At 71.2% G+C, this 22,568-nt stretch carries 20 protein-coding genes; 8 read left to right on the top strand and 12 right to left on the bottom strand.

Translation table 11 applies throughout. The features are described 5' to 3' along the window. Nucleotides 1-561 precede the first annotated feature (561 nt). The gene (locus ACWDEN_RS35280) at nt 562-1,605 is read left to right on the top strand and encodes a DUF2510 domain-containing protein (protein ID WP_351603262.1); all 1,044 of its coding nucleotides are present in this window, start codon (nt 562-564) and stop codon (nt 1,603-1,605) included. A gap of 177 nt (nt 1,606-1,782) precedes the next feature. Here the strand turns inward: ACWDEN_RS35280 and ACWDEN_RS35275 are convergent, their stop codons facing one another. Beyond that, the gene (locus ACWDEN_RS35275; protein WP_351603260.1) at nt 1,783-2,397 is read right to left on the bottom strand and encodes a TetR/AcrR family transcriptional regulator; all 615 of its coding nucleotides are present in this window, start codon (nt 2,395-2,397) and stop codon (nt 1,783-1,785) included. A gap of 244 nt (nt 2,398-2,641) precedes the next feature. Between ACWDEN_RS35275 and ACWDEN_RS35270 the strand changes: the two genes are divergently transcribed. Both ACWDEN_RS35270 and ACWDEN_RS35265 read left to right on the top strand, forming a co-directional pair. Continuing rightward, nucleotides 2,642-3,454, top strand: a complete 813-nt coding sequence (locus ACWDEN_RS35270) for a phosphatase PAP2 family protein (protein WP_450861972.1) — start codon at nt 2,642-2,644, stop codon at nt 3,452-3,454. Further along, nucleotides 3,451-4,398, top strand: coding sequence for a hypothetical protein (locus tag ACWDEN_RS35265; RefSeq protein ID WP_450861970.1), 948 nt, complete (start codon nt 3,451-3,453; stop codon nt 4,396-4,398). Before ACWDEN_RS35270 ends, ACWDEN_RS35265 begins: the two co-directional genes overlap by 4 nt. A 94-nt stretch (nt 4,399-4,492) precedes the next feature. Here the strand turns inward: ACWDEN_RS35265 and ACWDEN_RS35260 are convergent, their stop codons facing one another. Together ACWDEN_RS35260 and ACWDEN_RS35255 are read right to left on the bottom strand one after the other, a co-directional pair. Continuing rightward, nucleotides 4,493-5,359: a phospholipid scramblase-related protein gene (locus ACWDEN_RS35260; protein ID WP_450861968.1), complete on the bottom strand. Its 867-nt coding sequence runs from the start codon at nt 5,357-5,359 to the stop codon at nt 4,493-4,495. 66 nt (nt 5,360-5,425) lie between these two features. Further along, nucleotides 5,426-7,474: a phosphocholine-specific phospholipase C gene (locus tag ACWDEN_RS35255; protein ID WP_351603253.1), complete on the bottom strand. Its 2,049-nt coding sequence runs from the start codon at nt 7,472-7,474 to the stop codon at nt 5,426-5,428. 283 nt (nt 7,475-7,757) lie between these two features. On the opposite strand from ACWDEN_RS35255, the gene ACWDEN_RS35250 reads away from it, so the two are divergent. Both ACWDEN_RS35250 and ACWDEN_RS35245 read left to right on the top strand, forming a co-directional pair. Then, entirely contained in the window at nt 7,758-8,822 is a 1,065-nt protein-coding gene (locus ACWDEN_RS35250; protein WP_450861966.1) for a Rieske 2Fe-2S domain-containing protein, read from the top strand. Between the two features lie 64 nt (nt 8,823-8,886). Next, nucleotides 8,887-9,816 carry a PDR/VanB family oxidoreductase gene (locus ACWDEN_RS35245; protein ID WP_450861964.1) on the top strand — a complete coding sequence of 310 codons (930 nt, stop codon included), beginning with the start codon at nt 8,887-8,889 and terminating at the stop codon, nt 9,814-9,816. A gap of 12 nt (nt 9,817-9,828) precedes the next feature. Here ACWDEN_RS35245 and ACWDEN_RS35240 read toward each other — a convergent pair whose 3' ends face one another. The 7 genes from ACWDEN_RS35240 to ACWDEN_RS35210 form a co-directional block, all read right to left on the bottom strand. Further along, on the bottom strand, nt 9,829-12,006 hold the full coding sequence (locus ACWDEN_RS35240; protein WP_450861962.1) for a discoidin domain-containing protein: 2,178 nt from the start codon (nt 12,004-12,006) through the stop codon (nt 9,829-9,831). A 52-nt stretch (nt 12,007-12,058) separates the two neighbouring features. After that, nucleotides 12,059-13,666 carry a glycoside hydrolase family 13 protein gene (locus ACWDEN_RS35235; protein WP_450861960.1) on the bottom strand — a complete coding sequence of 536 codons (1,608 nt, stop codon included), beginning with the start codon at nt 13,664-13,666 and terminating at the stop codon, nt 12,059-12,061. Between the two features lie 56 nt (nt 13,667-13,722). Then, on the bottom strand, nt 13,723-14,598 hold the full coding sequence (locus tag ACWDEN_RS35230) for a carbohydrate ABC transporter permease (protein WP_450861958.1): 876 nt from the start codon (nt 14,596-14,598) through the stop codon (nt 13,723-13,725). Then, the gene (locus ACWDEN_RS35225; protein WP_450861956.1) at nt 14,595-15,551 is read right to left on the bottom strand and encodes a carbohydrate ABC transporter permease; all 957 of its coding nucleotides are present in this window, start codon (nt 15,549-15,551) and stop codon (nt 14,595-14,597) included. The genes ACWDEN_RS35230 and ACWDEN_RS35225 overlap by 4 nt, the downstream gene beginning before the upstream one ends. A 5-nt stretch (nt 15,552-15,556) precedes the next feature. After that, nucleotides 15,557-16,909, bottom strand: a complete 1,353-nt coding sequence (locus ACWDEN_RS35220) for an ABC transporter substrate-binding protein (protein WP_450861954.1) — start codon at nt 16,907-16,909, stop codon at nt 15,557-15,559. A gap of 141 nt (nt 16,910-17,050) precedes the next feature. Further along, complete coding sequence (locus tag ACWDEN_RS35215; RefSeq protein ID WP_351603239.1) at nt 17,051-18,049, bottom strand: LacI family DNA-binding transcriptional regulator; 999 nt, start codon at nt 18,047-18,049, stop codon at nt 17,051-17,053. A gap of 121 nt (nt 18,050-18,170) precedes the next feature. After that, a complete protein-coding gene (locus tag ACWDEN_RS35210; RefSeq protein WP_351603237.1) occupies nt 18,171-18,842 on the bottom strand; it encodes an MmyB family transcriptional regulator in 672 nt (223 codons plus the stop codon). 240 nt (nt 18,843-19,082) lie between these two features. On the opposite strand from ACWDEN_RS35210, the gene ACWDEN_RS35205 reads away from it, so the two are divergent. The 3 genes from ACWDEN_RS35205 to ACWDEN_RS35195 all read left to right on the top strand — a co-directional run bounded on the left by ACWDEN_RS35205 (nt 19,083) and on the right by ACWDEN_RS35195 (nt 20,721). Further along, nucleotides 19,083-19,739, top strand: coding sequence for a helix-turn-helix domain-containing protein (locus tag ACWDEN_RS35205; protein WP_351603235.1), 657 nt, complete (start codon nt 19,083-19,085; stop codon nt 19,737-19,739). A 32-nt stretch (nt 19,740-19,771) separates the two neighbouring features. Beyond that, the gene (locus ACWDEN_RS35200) at nt 19,772-20,311 is read left to right on the top strand and encodes a toxin-antitoxin system, toxin component (protein WP_450862019.1); all 540 of its coding nucleotides are present in this window, start codon (nt 19,772-19,774) and stop codon (nt 20,309-20,311) included. A gap of 182 nt (nt 20,312-20,493) precedes the next feature. After that, nucleotides 20,494-20,721: a hypothetical protein gene (locus ACWDEN_RS35195; protein WP_351603232.1), complete on the top strand. Its 228-nt coding sequence runs from the start codon at nt 20,494-20,496 to the stop codon at nt 20,719-20,721. Nucleotides 20,722-20,754: 33 nt separating this feature from the next. Here the strand turns inward: ACWDEN_RS35195 and ACWDEN_RS35190 are convergent, their stop codons facing one another. Together ACWDEN_RS35190 and ACWDEN_RS35185 are read right to left on the bottom strand one after the other, a co-directional pair. Continuing rightward, the gene (locus tag ACWDEN_RS35190; RefSeq protein ID WP_450861951.1) at nt 20,755-21,435 is read right to left on the bottom strand and encodes a 4'-phosphopantetheinyl transferase family protein; all 681 of its coding nucleotides are present in this window, start codon (nt 21,433-21,435) and stop codon (nt 20,755-20,757) included. Further along, nucleotides 21,383-22,288, bottom strand: a complete 906-nt coding sequence (locus ACWDEN_RS35185) for a metallophosphoesterase family protein (RefSeq protein ID WP_450861949.1) — start codon at nt 22,286-22,288, stop codon at nt 21,383-21,385. The genes ACWDEN_RS35190 and ACWDEN_RS35185 overlap by 53 nt, the downstream gene beginning before the upstream one ends. Nucleotides 22,289-22,568 lie beyond the last annotated feature (280 nt).

Below are 22,568 nucleotides of genomic sequence, written 5' to 3'. Positions count from 1 at the left end.
TCCCCGGGGTCGACTGGTCGGCGCACAGGAGCTCGAGTGCCTGTGCGACGGTGGCGATCTCCGCGTCCCGCTCCCACAGGGAAGCCGAGGCGGCCGTCGGCGGCCGTCCCTCCGTCATCCCGTTACCTCCCCAGGTCGCCCGAATGACGTACAGACCTTGAGCGTAGCCGTCCGGTGGGGCGTGTGGTGGCCGGTCGGGGCACCTGTTGCCCCGGCGGGTGAACGTGGGTGCGGGCAGGCGACGCGCACCCGGCCCGAACAGCCGGTCAGCAGCGGACGGGGCGTCAACATCGGCTGGTGGTCGGCCGGTTGCGGACTTGCGTGCGTCCACACGGACGTCGGCGGCATCTCCTGCCCGGCCGCGTGGGACGGGACGGACTTCGAGACCGGCCGGGCCGGGCCGCCGGCGGCGGCGGTGCGCGGGCCGGGCGTCGTGACAGGGAGGTGAGCGGTGGCCGTACCGAGGGGGTGAGAAAAATCCCGGCGGCGAAATGTCCGGTCCGGTCGATTGGCGGCGGATCCTCTCATCACACTTTCACTGTCGCCTCATACGGTGGGGTCATGACGCAGGTGACTCCCCCCGGGTGGTACCCCGACCCCGGGCAGACGAACGACGGTCCGCCCACCGAGCGCTGGTGGGACGGCAAGGCCTGGACGGACCAGACCCGCCCCGCCGGGACGGCCGCCACGTGGGGTCCCCCGACGCAGCCGCCGCCGGCCGGCGGCCCGCAGCCGGTGTACCCGGCGGCGCCCGCGACTCCCCCCGCCTACGGCGCGCAGCCCGGGTATCCGGCGTATCCGGGCTACCCCGCCCCGCCTCAGGCCCGGTCCCGGCGCGCCCTGCGCACGGGTATAGCCGTCGCCGCGGCGACCGTGGTCCTGGCGAGCATCGGGGTCGGCGTGTGGGCCCTGGCCAGGAATCCCGTCGGCAGCACCACCGACCGGGCCGGGTCGCAGCAGGGCGCCACGGGCGGACAGGACGGCGGCCAGGGCGGGCCGGGCGGCGGCTCCGGCGGTCAGGGCGGGTCCGGTGGGGACTCGCCGTCGCCGGGCCAGTCCGAGGCACCCAAGGTCAAGGGCGGCGGCACGGTGCCGGACCCGGTCAACGGCATCAGCCTGCCGGTGCCGCAGGGCTGGACCGGGCAGACGATCAGCGTCGGCGCGCAGGTCACCTCCGACGACTCCTACAAGTGTCCGGGCAACTCCGCCCAGAACTGCACCTCGGGCGGCGCCTACTCGGCTCCCGCCCAGGCTCTCGGCCTCAAGGGCGACACGGCCGAGCAGGTCGCCAAGGCGGACATCGCGGCCAACGCCAAGCAGTCCTACGGCGGCACCACCTACGGCAGCATCACCTCGCACCAGGAGCTGGGCTCGGGCGCGGTCACGGTGGCCGGGCAGAAGGGGTACATGGTGCGCTGGAAGGCGGTCACCAGCAAGGGCGCCGACGGGTATGTCGAGTCGGTCGCCTTCCCCTCGCCCGACGACACCAAGCAGATCGTGGTGGTGCGCTTCGGCATCGACGTCGGGCAGAAGACGGCCGTCATCGACGAGATCCTCAAGGGGATCAAGGTGTCGACCGGCAGCGGGAACGGCCAGGACGTCTGATCCGCGGCCGCCGGGACATGGTCCGGTCCACGGCCGCCGGGACACGAGTGCGGCCGGGTGGGGCTCCCCTCCGCTCAAGAGGAGCCCCACCCGGCCGGGGGTGCGCGCCGCCCCCGTCCCCACGGTGCGGCGCCGGCAGGTCGCCGTTCAGTCATCCCGTGAACGGCGGCCTGGGTCTCATGTCAGCCCGAGCGCGGGCAGCACGGTGGCCTCCACGAACCGGGTGAGATAGTCGCCGTCGGCGTACTGGCCGCTGAGCACCGGCCGCACGCGCAGCACGCCGAACATCATGGCCGGGATGTACTCCAGCGCCGGGTGGTCGGCCCGGACCTCGCCCCGGGCGACGCCCCGCGCGAGCATCTCCTGCAGCGCGGCGATCTCCGGATACACGAGCGCCTCGCGCAGCGCCTGGGCCAGCTCGTGGTCCGCCGTCACCGCGTGCCCCAGCGCCTGCAGCAGCTTGGTGTCCTTGCCCGACCAGTCCCCCGCGGCCCGCGCTGCCTGGCGCAGGTCCTCGGCGAGCGATCCGGTGTCGATGCCGGCGAACCGCACCCGGCGGCTGGCGCGCAGTGCGGCCGCGACGAACTGGGGTTTGGTCTTCCACTGCCGGTAGAGCGTGGACTTGCTGCACCGGGTGCTGGCGGCGACGCCCTCCATGGTGACGGACTCGTAGCCGCATTCGCGGATCTGGTCCAGCACGGCGTCGAAGAACTCCCGCTCACGCTCGGGCGTGATCTTGGAGCGGCGCGAGGCGGCGACCGTCTCCGGTTCGTCCGCGGCCTGCGACGTCATGCGGTCCTTCCCCTCACTCGTGTCCGGCTGGGTCCTGGGCACATGCCCCGTTCAGGTCTCGCTATAGCGGCCCGTCGGACCCTGTCTCCAGTGTGTCGTACATCAACCGATACGCAAGTGTACCGGTACTCGACCGTATCGGTACACTGACGTATCGGTACGATGACGTATCGATCAGTTCCGGCCCGGGGGCGGGACTCGACCGCACCACCACACGCACCACCGTCAGCGAAGGGGCCGGGGGATGAATGCCCGAACCGAGCCTGCAGAGGCAGCAGCGGAGCCGCCGGACGCGACAGCGCGCCCGGCACTCATACGTGAGCTTCTGCTGGTCGCAGGGCTCTTCCTCGTCTACAAGCTCGGCCGGCAGCTGGCCACCGGACACACCGCGAACGCCTTCCGCAACGCCCACCGCGTGTGGGACCTGGAGCGGGCGCTGGATCTCCCCCACGAGAACGACGTGCAGTCCGCACTGCTGCACGGCGACACCCTCGTCCACCTGGCGAACGGCTACTACGCCAGCGTCCACTTCCCGGCGACGCTGGCCTTCCTCGTCTGGCTGTACCTCAGACGGCCCGCGCACTACGTGTGGGCCCGCCGGGTCCTCGCGGTCGTGACCGCGGCCGCGCTGGTGCTGCCGTTCACGTTCCCGCTGGCCCCGCCGCGGATGCTGACCGGTACCGGCCTGGTGGACACCGCCCGCCGGTACGGCCCGTCCGTGTACGGCCCGCCGTCCAGCGACCACCTGTCCAACCAGTTCGCGGCGATGCCGTCCCTGCACTTCGGCTGGGCGCTGATGGTGGCGGTCGGGCTGATCGTGGCCACGCGGTCGCGGTGGCGCTGGCTGTGGCTGCTGCACCCGGTGATCACCCTGCTGGTGATCGTGGGCACGGCGAACCACTACTGGCTCGACGCGATCGTCGCGACGGCCATGCTCGGCATCGCCCTCGCCGCGATCCGTCCGCCGCACCGGACGGCCGGCACCGCCGGCCCGGCGCGGCGCGGCGCCGCAAGGCCCGTGCCGCGCGAGCACGTCCTGGCGGGAGCGGGCCGATGAGCGCGGCCGCGGTGATCGCCGTCGCCCTCTCCCTCGTCTCGGCGATCGCCTACGCGCTGGCCGCCGTCGCCCAGGAACGCCTCGCCGTCCGCACCACCGGCACCGGCCTGCTGCGACTGCTCGGCACCGGCGCCTGGTGGTCGGCGGTCGGCCTGAACGCGGGCGCCGCCCTGTTGCACGTCATCGCCCTCAAGTACGGCCCGCTCACCCTCGTCCAGCCGCTGGGCGCGCTCACCCTGGTGGCGGCCCTACCGCTCGGCGCGCGGGCGGCCGGGCGCCGGGTCAGCGCGGTGGAGTGGCGCGGTACGGCGCTGACGCTGCTCGGGCTCGCCGCGCTGCTCGTCACCGCCTCCGGTCCGGCGCCCGCGCGGGTGCTGTCGCTGACCGAGGCACTGGCCGTCGCCGGTACGACCGCCGCCGCGATCGGCGTGCTCTCCTGGCCCGGCGCCCGGCCGGGCCTCCGGCACGCCACGGCGTCCGGCTTCGCCTCCGGTGTCGCCTCGGCGCTGACCCAGACGGTGACCGTGGCGGCCACGGGCCGCACGGCCCCGGTCCTGGGCACGGAGGTCCTCGTGGTCGCCGTACTCGTCGCCGCGTTCGCCGTCGGCGGGCTTCTGCTGTCCCAGACCGCCTACCGCGGCGGCCTCGGCGCGCCGCTGGCCGTGGTCACCCTCGCCAACCCGGTGGCCGCCGCGGTCATCGGCCTCACCCTGCTCGGCCAGGGCCTCCAGGGCGGCCCGGCCGGCGTGCTGCTGGCCCTCGCCGGAGCGGGCCTGGCCTCCTGGGGCGTGGTCCTGCTCACCCGGGTCGCGCCCGGCCCGGTGCCCGAGGACCACGACCGTCCCATGGCCGCCGTACTGGCTCTGCGGCCCGGTACGGCGACCGCCGAACCGGCCCTGGTGCCGCGGCAGCCGGAACAGCCCGGACAGCTCACGGCACTGTGAGGACACACAGCGGCGGCCGGTGCCCGCGAACCTCGCGCGCACCGGCCGCCGTTGCCATGCTCCCCGTGCCTCTTCTCCCCCGTCGGGGCCCTGTTCAGTTCAAGCCCCGCGAGTCCTGCTTGAGGGCGGTGTCGACGGTCAGGGCCGTCGCCACCACGAGGCTCAGCAGCGGCTCGGGCAGCTGGTAGTGGATCTGCAGGACATAGTTGTCCGCGGTCGTGAAGAGCGTCTTGGCGAGGCCCTCCCAGGTCTTGGTGATCCGGGCGACCTCGTTGTCCGCGTGGTCGACGATCGCGAAGTTCCACGCCCGCCAGTTCTCCGCCTTGATCGCGCCGACCTGCTGGCCGTTCGCGTTCATCGCGAAGTTGATCTTCCCGATCATGTTCTGCTGGACGATCTCGCCGACGGGCGAGCCGTCCGGCCGCGTCACGATCACCCGGGACTTGAAGATCTTCGCGGGCCGGGTCAGCAGCAGCTGCGGCTGGCCGTAGGCGTCGCGGATCTCCAGCTTGTGGGTCAGGAACTGGTCCCAGTTGGAGATGAAGCGGAAGATCTTCCGCAGTACGCCCTGCCCGACCTCGGTGACCGAGCCGATGTCCCGGCCGTTCTGATCCATGACCTTGTACTCGTTGGTCACCTCGATCAGCTTGGCCTTCTGGTTCACGACCAGGACCGGCTCGGTGAAGAGGGTGCCGCCGCCGGGACCGCCGGCCGCGACCCCGGCCTGCTGCTGCACCTGGCGCTGCACCTTGGGGTCGACGGCCTGCGCCTGCGGGGCCCCGAACTGCTGCGGAGCGGCCTGCTGCTGGGGGACGGCCTGCTGCTGCGGAACCTGACCGGCGGGCTGCTGTGCCGGGTTGGTGTGCTGGGTCCACTGCGCGCCGTCCCAGTAGCGGAGCGTCTGCGGTGCTCCGTGCGGATCCGGGTACCAGCCTGCCGGAGTGTTCGATTGCGTGGTCACCGGGGCACACTACCCTGATATGACCGGTACCTGACCAGTCCGCACGGAGCGGTGTTCATCGCCCGTTCACTCCGCGGCGATCGCCGGGTCGCTGACGCCGGGGTGACCGTTCTCGACGTGGCCGGCGAAGCCGCGCAGGAAGGCCGGGTCGGCGTCGCAGGTGACCGTCACGTCGTACCAGCGCTTGCTCGCCGTGAGGTCCACGGTGTGCTTCACGGTCGCGCCGGGCCGTACGGTCACCGTCGCCGGGGCCCCGCCATAACCGCTCACGACCTTCAGCTTCACCGTGCCGGACGCCTTGTTGGTAAAGGTGAGTTCCAGGTCGTCGCCCACGTGCCGCGCGGTCGCCTCCGGTCCCGCGGCCTTGCCCCTGCCCTTGAAGACGCGGAGGAACCCGTTGGGGCCGTGCACGGCGAGGTCGTGCACACCGCCGGAGTAGGCCGAGTTCCAGGTGTCGGTCAGGGACTTGCCGGCCGCGGTGGTGTAGGTCCAGGGGCCGTCGGTGCGGTTGCCGGAGGTCACCAGGAAGGAGGCGCCCGCGTGTGCCCCCGAGGCGAACGTGAGCGTGAGGGTACCGGCCGCGGTGTCCGCGGAACCGTCCACCACCGGGACGTACTTCAGCGGACGGGTGGGCCGGTGGCCGCGCTCCTGCTTGGGCAGGGCGGGGCGGGCGGGGGGCTTGGGCACGTAGTCGGGGTGCCGGTTGTGGTCCGGCGGCTCATAGGCGGCCGTGGACGGCAGCGCGACCGGCTTGGTGTCCTTGCGGGAGAAGTCGAAGGCGCTGGTCAGGTCGCCGACGACGGCGCGGCGCCAGGGCGAGATGTTCGGCTCCTGTACACCGAAGCGGCGCTCGATGAACCGGATGATCGAGGTGTGGTCGAAGGTCTCGGAGCAGACGTAACCGCCCTTGCTCCACGGGGAGACGACCAGCATCGGCACCCGCTGGCCGAGCCCGTACGGGCCGGCGACGTGGCTCGCGTCGCCCTTGTACAGGTCGAGGGAGGGGTCCACGGTCGACTTGCCCTGGGCGCCGGAGGCCGGCGGGAAGGGCGGTATGACGTGGTCGAAGAAGCCGTCGTTCTCGTCGTAGGTGATGAACAGCGCGGTCCTGCCCCAGACCTCGGGGTTGGAGGTGAGGGCGTCGAGGACCTGCGAGACGTACCAGGCGCCGTAGTTGGCGGGCCAGTTGGGGTGCTCGGTGAAGGCCTCGGGGGCGACGACGTAGGAGACCTGCGGCAGCCTTCCCGCCTTGACGTCGGCCTTCAGCTGGTCGAAGAAGCCCTCGCCCTTGCGTGCGTCGGTGCCGGTGCGGGCCTTGTCGTACAGCGGGTCGCCGGGCTTGGCGTCGCGGTACTGGTTGAAGTACAGCAGGGCGTTGTCGCCGTAGTTGCCGCGGTAGGCGTCCTGGATCCAGCCCCAGCCGCCGTTCGCGTCGAGGCCGTCGCCGACGTCCTGGTAGATCTTCCAGGAGACCCCGGCCTTCTCCAGGCGCTCGGGGTACGTCGTCCAGCCGTAGCCCTTCTCGTCGTTGCCGAGCACCGGGCCGCCGCCCTGGCCGTCGTTGCCGACGTACCCGGTCCACATGTAGTAGCGGTTCGGGTCGGTCGAGCCCATGAACGAGCAGTGGTAGGCGTCGCAGATGGTGAAGGCGTCCGCGAGGGCGTAGTGGAACGGTATGTCGTCGCGGGTCAGGTGCGCCATGGTCGTGGTGCCCTTGGCCGGCACCCACTTGTCGTACTTGCCCCCGTTGAAGGCGGCGTGCGTGTCCTGCCAGCCGTGCGGGAGGTCCTGGATGAACGCGAGGCCCAGGTCGTCGGCGTCCGGGTGGAAGGGCAGGATGTCCTTGGTGCCGTCGGACTGCTTCCAGACGGACTTGCCGTTCTGGGAGACGGAACGGGGGTCGCCGAAGCCGCGGACGCCGCGGAGCGTGCCGAAGTAGTGGTCGAAGGAACGGTTCTCCTGCATGAGGACGACGATGTGCTCGACGTCCTTGACCGTCCCGGTGCGATGCAGCGCGGGCAGGGCGGCGGCGCGCTGGATGCTGCTGGACAGCGCGGTGAACGCCGTGGTGGCGCCCGCGAGTTGGAGGAAACGGCGCCGGTTGACTTCGGCCATGGGTCTGAGGGTCCTCTCGTCCTGACGTACGTGATGCCGCTCGAATGACGGAATCTGCGCGGAGCGAGTGTTCCAAGAGCAACAAACGTCAGGGAAGGGTCTGGTGGCGCCCGTGTGAAGGTCGGCGGTCCGTGTGGTGCCGAATCGGCCACACACGGACGACCCGGGCGGGCCGGGAGCTCAGCGCCGTCGAAGAAGGCTTCCGTCAGGCGGAAGCCGGCATTGTGCGGCGCGCGGCGCCTCCCGACGATGTGGCCACCACCCACAGACGGGAGCCGCAGCCATGCCGCACATGACCGCTTTCGCGCGGAACCAGTGGTACGTCGCCGCCTACGGCGAGGAGATCGGGCGCGAGTTGCTCGGCCGGACGATCCTCGGTGAGCCGCTCGTCCTCTACCGCGCCGAGGAGGACGGCACCCCGGTCGCCCTGCACGACCGGTGCGTCCACCGCCGCTACCCGCTCTCCTCGAGCGGCCTGGACGGCGACCTGGTCGTCTGCGGTTACCACGGTTTCACCTACGACCGCACCGGCGCCTGCGTGTACGTACCGGGCCAGAAACGCATCCCGCGCACGGCGCGCGTCGCCTCCTACCCGGTGGTGGAACAGGACTCGCTCATCTGGGTGTGGATCGGCGACCCGGCACTCGCCGACCCGCAGACCATCCCCCGGGCCCGGCACCTGGACTCCCCCGGCTGGACCACCGTGCGCGGCATGGAGCCGATCGACGCCGACTACGGCCTGCTCGTCGACAACCTCCTCGACCTGTCCCACGAGACGTATCTGCACGGCGGCTACATCGGCACCCCCGAGGTCGCCGAGACCCCCATCACCACCGAGGTGGACGAGGGCGCGGGCGTGGTCCGGGTGAGCCGGCACATGGACGACGCCGAGTGCCCCTCGTTCTACGCCCGTTCGACCGGCATCGAGGGCCGGATCACCCGCTGGCAGGACGTCGAGTACCACGCGCCCTGCCTGTATCTGCTGCACAGCCGGATCGCCCCGGTGGGCGTCGTACCGGAGCCGGACGGCAGCGACCCACAGGGCTTCCACACCGAGATCACCTACGCGATCACGCCGTCGGCCGACGGCACGGTGTACGACTTCTGGGCGGTGTCCCGGGACTGGGCGACCGAGGACGCCGAGGTCACCGAGTTCCTGCGGGCCAACAACCACACCGTCGTCATGCAGGACGTGGACGCGCTCAATCTGCTGCAGCGCACCCTCGGCACCGAGCGCACCGGCTACCAGGAGCTGAGCATCGACATCGACACCGGCGGTCTGGCCGCGCGCCGCATCCTGGCCCGTCTGGTCGAGGAGGGCGACAAGCCCGTCGAGGAGGTCCGGTGAGCCCCGGGATCCGGGAGTGGATGCCCCGGCATCCCGAAGGGCACGACAGCGAAGCGGCCGTACGATGACCCAACTCGAACTCACCGTAACCGCAAGGGAGTTCGCCGCCACAGGAGTGCTTGCCCTGACCTTGCGGGATCCGCTCGGCCGTGAGCTGCCCGGCTGGGAACCCGGCGCCCATGTGGATCTGCTGCTCGGGCCGGGGCTGGAGCGGCAGTACTCGCTGTGCGGGGATCCGGCGGACCGGTCGGCGTGGCGGATCGCGGTGCTGCGCGAACCCGCCGGGCGGGGAGGGTCGGCCCAGGTGCATGAGCAGGTCGGCGAGGGCACCAAGGTACGGGTGCGCGGGCCGCGCAACCGCTTCCGGCTGGAGCCCGCGCCCCGCTACCGGTTCATCGCCGGCGGTATCGGCATCACCCCGATCCTGCCGATGCTCGCGGCGGCCGAACGGGCGGGCGCCGACTGGACGCTGCTCTACGGCGGACGCACCCGCTCGTCCATGGCCTTCACGGGCGAGCTGACACGCTACGGCGACCGGGTGACCCTCGCCCCGCAGGACGAGACCGGCCTGCTGGACCTGGGCCCGGCGCTGGACGACCTGCCCGGGGGCACCCTGGTGTACTGCTGCGGTCCGGGGCCCCTGCTGGACGCCGTCGAGGGGCGCTGCCCGGCCGGGGTGCTGCGGGTGGAGCGGTTCCGGCCGAAGGAGCAACCGGCAGGCGGCCCCGAGGAGTTCGAGGTCGTGCTCGCCCGCAGCGGCCGGACCCTAACCGTGCCGCCGGAGGTGTCCGTGCTGGACGCCGTGCGCGGCGCCGGGGTCGAGGTGCTGTACTCCTGCACGGAGGGGACGTGCGGCACCTGCGAGACCGATGTGCTGGAGGGCGCCCCGGACCACCGGGACTCGGTCCTCACCGAGGAGGAGCGGTCGGCGGGCGACACGATGATGATCTGCGTGTCCCGGAGCCGGGGCGCCCGTCTGGTGCTGGATCTGTGACCCGGTCCTGGATCAGGACGTCAGGTACGCCTCCACCTCACTGAACTGCCCGGCGGGCCAGCCCGTGTTGGCGCTGACGGTGAGGCGGAGGTACCGCAGGTTCGTGCTGCTCGGCAGGGACACGGTGGCCGTGTTGCCGGTGGCCGGGTCGAAGCGGTAGCCCTGCGCGCCGACGACGGTGGAGTAGGTGGAGCCGTCGGTGCTGCCGAGCACGGTGATGGTCTGGGTGCGGGCACCCCAGGCCGAGGACGGCGGCAGCTTCAGCACCAGGCGGCGTACGGCGTAGGACGAGCCGAGGTCGACCGTCCAGGACTGCGGGAAGGCGTTGTTGGTGGACTCCCAGTAGGAGCTCGCGTCACCGTCGACCGCCTCGCCGGGCGTGTAGACGTCCTGGGAGCCGGTCGCGGAGGCCGGCCGGCCCTTGGCCAGGTTGCGGTTCGGGTCGGGGTCGGGGTTGCCCTGGCCGGGCTGGGGCCAGGTGGAGCAGTCCGACCAGGTGCTCGACCAGCCGGAGTTGCCGCCGCCGTCGGTGAGCGTGAACGGGCCGGAGTTCGCCGGATAGGGGCAGTTGTAGATGCCGGCGGCGCCGACCTGGGTGGCGGTGACGTTCCTGAAGGTGGCCGCGCCCTGCGCCTCGGCCTGGACGACGACCGTCCCGGTGTTCCGCACGGTCGCGCCCGTCACGTTGACGTTCCGGACCGGGTAGCCGTGTCCGCCGCCGGAGACGAACTCGAAGGCGCTGTAGGGGCTGTCGGTGATCGTGGTGTTCGTGATGTTCACGGTGGCGTCGATCGCGCTGTCGTAGGAGTCGACGCGCAGCGCGCCCATCGGATGGTTCCAGTTGGGGTTCATCGCGCCGGTGCGCACCAGCGTGTTGCCGTCGACCGTGATGGTGCCCGACAGCGGAGAGAAGGGGTCCATGAACTTCTGGTCGGAGATCGCGATACCGCTGCCGAGGGCGTTGGTGTCGGAGATCAGGTTGTTCTTCACCGAGATGTCGGTGCCGCCGTAGATCGCGATGCCGTTGGCGAGGTTGGGCTGCGAGATCGTGTTGTTCTCGAAGCTGGAGTCGGTGTCCGGCGAGTACAGCGACCACATGGCGAGCGCGTCGTCACCCTGGTTGCGCAGGAAGTTGTCGCGGACGACGACGCCCCTGGCGGTGCCGTTGAGGTTGATGCCGTCGGCGGTGGTGTCGAGGATGCGGTTGTTCTCCACCACCAGGTTGTCGTCGTTGCCCATCAGCCACATGCCGCACTTCATGTGCTGGATCCACATGCCGGAGACGGAGGAGTTCGGGCCGAGGGAGCCGTTGACGAAGTTGTCGGGGCTGGAGTCGACGCGCTCGGTGACCTCGCCGATGACCGCGAAGTCCTTGATGTGGACGTTTCCGGAGGAGCTGGACTGGTCGATGAACCGGGAGGTGTGCACCACCGAGTACCAGCTGCCGGCGCCCTGGAGCGTCACGTTCTGCACTCCGCTGAGGGACGAGGTGATCTTGTAGTCCCCCGGTGGGATCCACACCGTTCCGCCCTGGGCGGCGGCGATGGCGTCGCGGAAGGCCTGGGTGGAGTCGCCGTTGCCGCTGGGGTCGGCGCCCTTGGAGACCACGGACACCGAGCCGGCGGGCTGGGCGGCGGGCGCGGCGACCTGCTCGAAGTCGGCCACGTCGACGGTGACCTGGGTGCCGGTCGACTCGAAGGCGACCTTGTCGCCCGCCTGGATGTTCTGGCCGAGCATCAGGCGCGCGTCGTCGAAGAAGTGATGCTGCTTGGCGCCGGGGATCCAGCCGGTGTCGATGTAGGAGTACCTGGAGGTGACGGTCAGGGTCTTCGCGAGCCTGACCCCGTTGACGTACACGTTGAGCGTGCCGGACTGGCCGTCGGGGACGCTGTAGGCGAGGTTCACGGCGTTGGCGGCCTGGGGCGCCGTGAACTCGACGCGCTGTCCGGAGGTGAGGCGCACGGCCTGCCGTCCCGAGGCCTCGGAGGCGAGCGTGCCCTGGGTGTAGTCGGGGCCGATCCTGGTGCCGGTGGTGGTCGCCGACTCCGCCTCCACCGAGGTGAAGGGGAGGGCGGCGCCGGCGGCCGCGTGGGCGGCGGGCGCGACGGCGACGAGCATGCCGGCGGCGAGAGCCACAGCGACCGCAATGACTGGCATGCTCCTGACAGATCTGACCGTGGTGCTTGGCATGTGCTGATCCCTTCGGAGTGGGGGTGGGGGGATGGCGCGGTGCGTCGGCGGCTCAGCTCCGCAGCCAGACCGCCGTGTCCTGCGGCAGTCGGCCCTTGTCGTCCAACGGGCCGCTGGCGAGCATGAGGTGGGAGTGTCGGGGAAGCTCGGCAGGGGTGGGCGCGAGGTTGACCATGCAGGTCATGCCCTCGGCGCGGGTGAAGGCGAGGACGCCGCCGGGGGTGGGCAGCCAGGTCAGCGGGCCGCCGCCGAAGAGGGGGCGGGCGGCGATGGCCTGGCGGTAGAGGGTGAGCATGGAGTCCGGGTCACGCTGTTGCCGGTCGACCGCGTACGAGCTCCAGTCGACCGGTTGCGGCAGCCACGGCTCCTGCTGTGAACCGAACCCCGCGTACGGCATGTCGGCGGCCCACGGCAGCGGTACCCGGCAGCCGTCCCGGCCGGGGTCGGCTCCCTGCGACCGGAAGTACATCGGGTCCTGTATCCGCTCGACCGGTATCCCGGCCTCCGGCAGCCCCAGCTCCTCCCCCTGGTAGAGGTACACCGCGCCGGGCAGGGCCAGCGACAGCAGGGCGGCCGCGCGGGCCCGCCGGGTCCCGAGCGCCAGGTCGGTCGGCGTGCCGAAGGCCTTGGCGGCGAAGTCGAACCCGGTGTCCTCGCGGCCGTAGCGGGTGACCGTGCGCGTGACGTCGTGGTTGCACAGCACCCAGGTGGCCGGGGCGCCGACGGGGGCGTGCTCGGCGAGGGTGGTGTCGATCGAGGCGCGCAGCCGGCCGGGGTCCCAGGGGCAGGACAGGAAGGAGAAGTTGAAGGCGGTGTGGAGTTCGTCGGGGCGCAGGTAGCGGGCGAAGCGTTCGGGGTCGGGGAGCCAGACCTCGCCGACGAAGACGCCGTCGTACTCGTCCGCAACCCGCCGCCAGGAACGGTAGACGTCGTGGAGTTCGTCGCGGTCGACGAAGGGGTGCGGGTCGGGGTGGGAGGCGAGGTCGGGCAGGGCCGGGTCCTTGGCGAGCAGGGCGGCGGAGTCGATGCGGACGCCGGCGGCGCCCCGCTCGAACCAGAACCGCAGGATGTCCTCGTGCTCCTGGCGGACCGCCGGGTGGGCCCAGTTGAGGTCCGGTTGCTCGGGTGTGAACAGGTGCAGGTACCAGTCGCCGTCGGGCAGGCGGGTCCACACCGGTTCGGTGGAGCCGACGAACTGCGACGGCCAGTCGTTGGGCGGGAGTTCGCCGTGTGCGCCGCGTCCGGGGCGGAAGTGGAACAGCTCGCGTTCCGGGCTGCCGGGCCCGGCGGCGAGCGCGGCGCGGAACCAGGGGTGCTGGTCGGAGACGTGGTTGGGCACGATGTCGACGATGGTCCGGATGCCCAGCTCTCGTGCTTCCGCGATGAGCTTCTCCGCCTCGGCGAGGGTGCCGAAGGCCGGGTCGATGGTCCGGTAGTCGGCGACGTCGTAGCCGCCGTCCTTCAGCGGCGACAGGTACCAGGGGGTGAACCACAGGGCGTCCACGCCGAGTTCGGCGAGGTACGGCAGCCGGGCGCGGACGCCCGCGAGGTCACCGGTGCCGTCGCCGTCGCCGTCCGCGAAGCTGCGGACGTACACCTGGTAGATGACGGCCGAGCGCCACCAGTCGCGGTCCTTCAGGGCATGGGTGGGCTGTCCCACGGAGCTTGACCTTTCTGTGAGGCGGTGCGGCGCCTTCGGTGAGGCGGTGCGGCGCGTCAGCCCTTGGTGCTGCCCGCGCTGATCCCGGCGATGATGTGCCGCTGGAAGACGAGGAACAGCGCCACCATCGGGATGCTGGCGATCACCATCGCGGCGATGAGCACGGTGAGCTGGATGTTCTGCGACAGCTGGACCAGGGCCACGCTGATGGGCTGCTTGTCGGTGTCGGAGAAGACCATCAGCGGCCACAGGAAGTCCTGCCAGACGGCGACCAGCGCGAAGATCGACACCACGCCGAGCACCGGCCGGGACATGGGCAGCACCACCGACCACAGGATGCGCAGCCTGCCGGCGCCGTCGATCTCGGCGGCTTCCAGCACATCGCGCGGCAGCTGGTCGAAGAACCGTTTGAGCAGATAGAGGTTGAAGGCGTTGGCGACGGCCGGCAGCCAGATGCCGAGGGGGTCGTTGAGCAGGCTGGTGTGGATCAGCGGCAGGTCGGCGACCGTGAGGTACTTCGGTACGACCAGGGCCTGCGCCGGGACCATGAGGGTGGCCAGGATGCCGCCCAGGACCACCTTGCCGAAGGCCGGTCTCAGCTTGGACAGGGCGTAGGCGGCGGCCGTGCAGAACACCAGCTGGAACGCCCAGGCGCCGGCCGCCTGCACCACCGTGTTCCACAGGTGCTGCGGCAGCTGCATCAGGTCCCAGGCGTCGGTGTAACCGCCGAGATGCCAGTGCTCGGGGATCAGCGTCGGCGGGGTCCGGGCCACCTCGTCCGGGGACTTCATCGCGCCGGTCACCATCCAGTAGACCGGGAAGAGGAACGCGAGCGCGAAGAGGACGACGACGGCCGTGAACACCGTCCAGTAGACCGCCTTGCCGCGCGGGCGGGCGAGGGCGGCCGGGGAGACCAGGGTGCGGGTGCTCATGCGCCGTCCCCCTCGGTGCGGGTGAACCGCAGGTAGACGGCGGAGAAGACGCCGAGCAGGACCAGGAGCATGACGCTGAGGGCGCAGGCGCCGCCGAAGTCGTCGTAGAGGAAGGCGTACTTGTAGATGAGGTAGAGCACGGTCACCGTGGCGTTCTCCGGGCCGCCGCCGGTGATGACGAACGGCTCGGTGAACACCTGCATGGTGGCGATGATCTGAAGGAGCATCAGCATCAGGATCACGAACCGGGTCTGCGGGACCGTGACGTGGCGGACGCGCTGGAACAGGGTGGCGCCATCCAGTTCGGCGGCCTCGTACAGCTCGCCCGGGATGGACTGGAGGGCGGCGAGGTAGATGAGGACGGTGCCGCCCATGTTGGCCCAGGTCGCCACGATCACCAGGGAGACCAGGGCGGTGTCGGTGCCGTTGGACCAATTGGACGTCGGCAGGTGCAGGAAGCGCAGCGCCTCGTTGGCGAGGCCGGCTCCGGGGTCGTAGAACCACTTCCACAGCAGGGCGCTGACCACCGGCGGGATCATCACCGGCAGATAGACGACCACCCGGAAGAACGCCTTGGCGTGCCGGAGTTCGTTGAGAACGAGGGCGAGGAGGAAGGGGATCGCGAAGCCGATCAACAGGGCCAGCAGGGTGAAGGTGAGGGTGTTGCGCCAGGCCGCGCTGAACTCGGGGTCGTGCAGGACGCGGGTGAAGTTGGCGGTGCCGACCCACTCGGGCTTCGAGCCCGGCGTGTACTTCTGGAAGGCGATGACGACCGCGCGGATCGCCGGGTACCAGGAGAACAGGGCGAAGCAGACCAGGCCGCCGAGCAGGAAGGCGTAGGCGCGGGCCTGGTCGAGGAGGCGGCGCCGCCTGCGGCCCCCTGCCGGGGGCGGCGCCGGGACCGGGTGGACGGCGGCCTTCGTCACGGGCCGCCGTTCGGCCGTCTTCGTCATGGCGGTCAGCTCCGGGCCAGGATGCCGTCGATCTTGCCGGACGCGTCCTTGAGGAGCTGGTCGATGTCGGCGTCCTTGTTGGTGAGGACGGCGGAGACGGCCGAGTCGAGGACGGAGTAGATCTGCTGGGCGTCGGGCGGCTCGATCTTCATCGTCAGCTGCTGGTTGCCGTCGAGGAAGGCCTGGTAGTTCTCCACCGGGACATTGGCGTTGGCCTTCTTGACCTGCTGGTCCTTGGCGTCGGCGGCGCCGGTGAACAGACGCGGCTCGGGCAGGCCGACCGGGGCGTCGTGCTGCTTGGCGCGGGCGTAGTCGCCGAGGAAGCCCGATCCGGGGGTGAGGAACATGTGGTCGAGCAATTTCAGGCCGGCCCGGATCTGGGCGGGCGTGTCGTGCTTGTTGAACATGTAGCCGTCGCCGCCGATGAGCGTGGCCTTGCCGCCGGGCATCGGGCCGATGGCGATGTCGTCGTAGTTCGCGCCCTTCTCCTTGACCAGGATCGGGATGTTGTCGGGGGCGGAGAGATACATGCCGAGCTTGCCCGACCCCATCATCTGCTGCACGTCGTTGATGACGAGGAGCTGCTTGCTGCCCATGGAGGCGTCGGTCCACCGCATGTCGTGCAGGTTCTGCAGGACGGCGTGGCCCTCGGGGGTGTCGATGGTGGCCTTCTTGCCGTCGGCGCCGACGACGTCGCCTCCTTGTGAGTACAGCTCGGCGGTGAAGTGCCAGCCGCCCTGGTTCTGGGCGCTGTAGTCGGCGTACCCGACGGTGCCGCCTCCGAGGGCGGCGATCTTCTTGGCGTCGGCGCGGACCTCGTCCCAGGTGGTGGGGGGCTTGTCCGGGTCGAGGCCGGCCTTCTGGAAGAGCTTGCGGTTGTAGATCAACCCCATGCTGTATCCGGTGCGCGGGATGCCGTAGACCTTTCCGTCCACGGTGTAGATGTCCCGCAGCTGCTTCTGGAGGGTGCCGTAGGACTTCAACTCCTTCAGGTACGGCGTGAGATCGGCCGCCTGGCCTATGTCCACGACGTGCCTGGCGTCGGTGAAGTACGTGTAGAAGACGTCCTCCATCTGACCGCCGGCGAGCTTGGCGTCGAAGGTCTTCGGGTCCTGGCAGGGGAAGGCGTCGTGCGCGACGACGTCGGTGTCCGGGTTCTGCTTCGCGAAGGAGGCGAGGTCCTCCTCGAAGAACGTCCGGTCGACCTTGGCGCTTTTCGGCGGTTCGCAGTTGACGGTGATGCGGGTCTTGCCGCTCGCCGAGTCGCCGCCACCCGACCCGCAGGCGGTGGCGGCCAGGGCGAGCGAGGAACAGACGCCGATCGCGACGAAGGTACGGCGGAACCCGGTGCTTGTCATCGGTGGACCCCCTGATGGAACTCATGGCAGGAGCGGTGGGCGCCGCACACTCAAGCACCGCCGACATCGGAACGCAAGATGTCGCGCGAAGTCTGCAATTGTTTGACAGAGTCGTGGATCTTCGAGATCCCGGCCAGGAACTCAGTCGCGCGGGGCTTGCGCAGTGGATCCGCGCACCACCAGCTCGGGCTCGAACAGCAGCTCCTCGGCGGGTACGGCGGTGCCGCCGATCTGCGCGTTCAGCAACTCGACGGCCGCGCGCCCCATGGCCTCGATGGGCTGGCGGACGGTGGTGAGCGGGGGCTCGGTGCAGTTCATGAACGCCGAGTCGTCGTAGCCGACGACCGAGATCCGCCCCGGCACGCCGTACCCCTTGCGGCGTGCGGCCCTGACCGCGCCGAGCGCGAGCGGGTCGCTGGCGCAGATGATGCCGGTGACACCCCGGTCGATCAGCCGGGACGCGGCGGCGTGACCGCCCTCGATGGAGAAGATGGCCCGGGCGACGAACTCCTCCGGCAGGTCTCCGGCGATCGCCCGCGCGGCGGCCAGCTTGCGCGCCGAGGGCACGTGGTCACCGGGGCCGAGGACCAGCCCGATGCGCTCGTGGCCGAGCGAGGCCAGATGCCGCCACGCCTGCTCGACGGCGACGGCGTCGTCACAGGACACGCCCGGGAAGCCGAGGTGTTCGATGGCCGCGTTGACCAGCACGACGGGGATGTTGCGCTCGGCGAGCAGCCGGTAGTGATCGTGCGGGGCGTCCGCCTGCGCGTAGAGGCCGCCGGCGAAGACGACGCCGGAGACCTGCTGCTGCAGCAGCAGTTCGACGTAGTCCGCCTCCGAGACGCCGCCCTTGGTCTGTGTGCACAGCACCGGGGTGAGGCCGAGCTGGGCCAGCGCGCCACCGATGACCTCGGCGAACGCCGGGAAGATGGGGTTCTGCAGCTCCGGCAGCACCAGGCCGACGAGCCGGGCGCGTTCGCCGCGCAGCTGGGTGGGGCGCTCGTAACCGAGGACGTCCAGCGCCGTCAGCACCGCCTGCCGGGTCGCGTCGGAGACCCCGGGTTTGCCGTTGAGCACCCGGCTGACGGTCGCTTCGCTGACGCCGACCTTCTTCGCCACTTCCGCAAGTCGTCGTGTCATGTGCGCAAGCCTAGCGCAAGTCATGCAAGCGGCTTGCGTAAGAATGCCTCAAGCCTGGATGCGGGGCCGCAGGCACTTTCGACCCGGCGCCGCCGGCGACCTGAACGCCGGCGGTGCCGGGTCAGTTCTCGGGGGCCGGGACGACCGTCAGACGGGCCGCCGCGCCCCGGGACCGGCGCGGACGGCGGGCCGGTGCGGCGGGCCGGCGGTTCTCCCGCAGGACCATCGAAAGGCGCCGGTAGCCGAGGTCGCGCAGGACCTCCGGTGTCTCCTCGACGATGCGGCACTCGATGGGGCCGCGCCGCGGGTCGGGGTGGAGCAGCAGCCGGACGGCCCCGTCGAGCCGGGTCGCGCGCTCGCCGACGGCGTGGATCCAGTGCGGCAGGCCCTGGCGGTAGGCGGCCTCCATGAGCGGGTCCTGGGCGATGTCCCGGCGGACGGCCTGGAGTTCGTGATCGTGACCGTATGCCTCGAGGGCGGCCTTGAAGTGGGCCAGCATCGGCAGGCACCAGCCCTGTTCGTGCTCGCCGAGGACGTCGGCCGCGTCCGGATGGAACAGGACGAACCGCAGGAAGTTGTCCCCGGGCATGGCCGTCGCCTGCCGGCGCATGCCACGGAAAAGTGACTCGAACGCGCCGTTGGCCATGACGACGTCCCAGCGGTGGTCGACGACCAGGGACGGGCAAGCGAGGGACTCCAGCAGTAGGGCGTAGTCCTGGAGATACGCCTGGGTCTCGAAGGTCTCGGGGACGGGCCGCGGTGCCGGCCGCTGCCCTCCTGCCTGATGCGCCATCGGGAGGTCACCCCTCTTGCCTCTGCGGCCTTCACGCGGCCCTGTGATCCTGCGGCCCGCGACAAGACCGTGTCAACTATCGTGGCATTTTGTGCTCGTTGACGGCTGAAATTCGCCACAGTTGTGGCGACACCTGGATGTGAGTTCGAGACACCCGCTAGTCTCCGGGAAGTCCACGGCGATCGCTCGTCAGAAGCACGGACGCATCTGAAGCCCTCGAGAGACGTAGGAGTTCTGTCGGTGACGGATGGCTACGAGGATCCGGGCGCCACGGCGACCGCCCAGCTGCCGGCCGTCGTCGCCCGCGTCACCGCACTCGCCGACCGGCTCGGCGTGGCACGCGCCGAGGTCTTCGACATCGGGCGGCTCTCCGTGGCCTGCGGGGTCCCGGAGCCGGTGGTCAAGGCCCTGCTCACCGGCCGGCCCGCCGGCGAACCGGACGTACAGGCCCGCTTTCTGCAGCGCCTGGACCTGTTGCGGCGCACCCGGCTGAAACCCAACGGCCGCAAGTACACCCAGCAGGAGATCGCCGACGGCGCGGGCATGTCCCGGCAGCAGGCCGGCGCCCTCATCAACGGCGACCGGCGGCCGACCATGGAGCACTGCGACGCGCTGCAGCGTTTCTTCCGGGTGCACGCCGGCTTCCTCACCGCGGAGGACCCCGAGGCGCTGGCGGGCGCGCTGCAGCGCACCGAGCAGGAGCTGCTGACGAAGCTCGCCGACCGGGAGCGGGCCGCCGCCGGGGCCGAGGAGGATCCGCTGGAGCGGCTGCTGCAGGACCACGGGGTGCGCGGAATAGCCTGGCGGGCCGCGCAGTTGCCCACCGACCAGCACCGGGACAAGGTCGCGGAGTGGCTCGACATGCTCCTGGAGAGCGTCAAACGGCCCGAGTCGTGAGCCGGGGGAGGACTGTGGGCATCGGCAGGGACATGCGCCGGCTGTGCAACGAGCTGGTGGGCGGTCTTGCGCTGCCCGCGCCGGTGCCGCCGCGGGAGCTGTACGGCGCGCTGTGCGAGGCGATGAGCCGCCGCCGGGGCCGCCCGGTGCACTTCCGTGCCGCCGCCTTCCCGACGGGCACGGCGAGCGGCCTGTGGCTGGACCTGACCGACCGCGATCTCGTCGTCGTGGAGGAACGCACCGCGCCGGACCACCAGTTGGTGATCCTGGGCCACGAACTGTGGCACATGCAGGCCGACCACCGCGAACACCACGTCGACGGCGTGGGCGTGGCCACGCGGCTGCTGCACGACGACACCGACCAGGAGGCCCTCCAGGCCACGGTGCAGCGCGTCGCGGCCCGGACGCGTTTCGACCTCGCCGAGGAGCGGGACGCCGAGACCTTCGGTCTGCTGCTGGCCAGCAAGTGCCGCACCTGGCTCGCAGGTTCGGCCCTGCGCGGCCCGGTGCAGCGCGACGACGTGGCCGGGCGCATCGAAGCGTCCCTGGGGTATCCGGGACCGCAGGGCTGACGCCGGTCCGGGCCACAGGATGGGCCCGGGGCCGCCGTGCGGCGCAGGGGTGAAAGGATTCGGCCTCGGCTGAGCGGGCGAACCGGGACGCGGCCGGACGGCGTTGTCAGTGGTGGGCGGCAAGCTGGAGAGGTGCGCCGCAGCGCGCGCGACCGTGACGCCTACTCGGGGAGAGCCGACCGATGCCCACCGCCGTACTGACCGACCGTGAGCGCACCGCCGTACAGGCCTATCTGCGGTTGTTGCACACCGTGCGCGCCGTCTTCGACGGGCCACCGGACGGCGGCCGGCCCGCCGTGGTGCCGCCCGTCGTGCTGGCCGAGGCGGAACAGGCCCTGGAGCGCGCGGGTCTCACGGGCAACGAGGAGCGGTTCTTCCGGCTGCTGCGCGACTGGTGCCCGCCGGCCTGAGCGGGCCGGGCGCTGCGCGCCGCCGCCGGGGGCTCAGGAGTGCGGGACGACCACGGCGGTGGTGACCACTCCGTCGCGTACGGCCCACCGGCCGTCGAAGACCTGGACCCGGCGGCCGCCGACCCGGGGCCCGGGGACGAGGAGTTCGGCACGCAGGGTGCCGTGCGGCTCGTCGCCGGGGCCGGGGTCGAGGAAGATGTCGGCCTCGGAGAAGTCCAGCCAGGTGCGGGCCAGGGGGAACCACGCCTTGTAGACGGACTCCTTGGCGCTGAACAGGATCGTGTCCCAGTGCACGCCGGGCCGCCGGTCCGAGAGCCGGGCGAACCGCTCGGCCTCGGCGGGCAGGTGGACGGCTGGGCGGACCTCCTCCGGGAGCGGCCCGTGCGGTTCGGCGTCGATGCCGAGGGAGGCCAGATCGCCGGCCCGGGCCAGCGCGGCGGCGCAGTAGCCGTCGCAGTGGGTGATGCTGCCGATCAGGCCGGCCGGCCAGCGCGGCGCGCCCCGCTCGCCTCTGAGGACGGACTGCGCGGGCACGCCGAGCTTCTCCATGGCGCGCCGGGCGCAGCCGCGTGCGGCGGCGAACTCGCGGCGGCGCTTGGTCAGGGCCCGTGCGACGAGCGCTTCCTCCCCGGGGTGGAGCGGGGCGTCCCACAGCGGGTCGTCACCGTGTGCCTCCACGGCCACGACCGACTCCGGGAGCAGCTCCTCGATCACCGGTTCCGACCTCCATCGGCAGGATGCGGCGCAGCCGTCCCGGCGGCTCCGGGCGCTTGCGCCATTCACGGGGATATCCTACGGAGACCTCCTCGAAGCGGACTCCGTCGTGCCAGGTGGTGCGCGGGATGTGCAGATGGCCGTAGACCATGGTCGCCACGCGGAACCGGCGGTGCCAGTCGGCGGTCAGCAGGGTGCCGCACCACATGGCGAACTCCGGGTACCACAGCACCTCGGTGGGATGCCGGTGCAGCGGATAGTGGTTGACCGGTACGACCGGCAGGTCCGGGGGCAGCTCGGCGAGCCTGCGCTCGGTCTCGGCGACCCGCGCCCTGCACCAGGCGTCACGGGTCGGGTAGGGATCGGGGTGCAGCAGGTACTCGTCGTTGCAGACCACGCCCGTGCTCTCGGCGTAGGCCAGGCCCTCGGCCTTGGTGGCGCAGCCGGGCGGCAGGAACGAGTAGTCGTAGAGCAGGAACAGCGGGGCGACGACCACCGGGCCGCCGGGGCCGTGCCAGACCGGGTAGGGGTCCTCGGGGGTGACGACGCCCAGCTCGCGGCACAGGCCGACCAGGTGCTCGTAGCGGGCGACGCCGCGCAGGGTGACCGGATCCTTCGGGTGCGTCCACAGTTCGTGGTTGCCGGGGACCCACAGCACCTTGCGGAAACGGCCGGCGAGCTGCTCCAGGGTCCACCGGATGTCGGCCACCGTCTCGGCGATGTCCCCGGCCACGATCAGCCAGTCCTCGTCGCCGGCGGGCCGCATGTCCTCGACCAGGGCGCGGTTCTCCGGATAGCCGATGTGCAGGTCGCTGATGGCCAGCAGCTGCCCGGCCCCGGCCTCAGACTCCACCCGACACCCCTTCCGATCTTCCTCCGCCGGGACCACGAGATCACATTCCCGGACAACCAGACAAGAGGATCCCCGGCCGCCGTGTCACGGGGGTCCGGCAGCGGGCCGGAAGCCGGCCGGAAGGGACCGGCGAGCCTCCTGGACGGGTCCCGGAAATCCGTAACATCCGCGTTGCACGCGCGGGCTCTTGAAAGCCGTATGATCGCCCCGACACCATCACCCCAACCTCCCTTTTCGCAGGGGTTGTTTGGTGTCCCTTCCTCCCTCCTGCCCGGGCACG

This window comes from Streptomyces sp. NPDC001153 (genome assembly GCF_053598315.1).
This window is presented reverse-complemented; position numbering and strand designations above follow the sequence as displayed.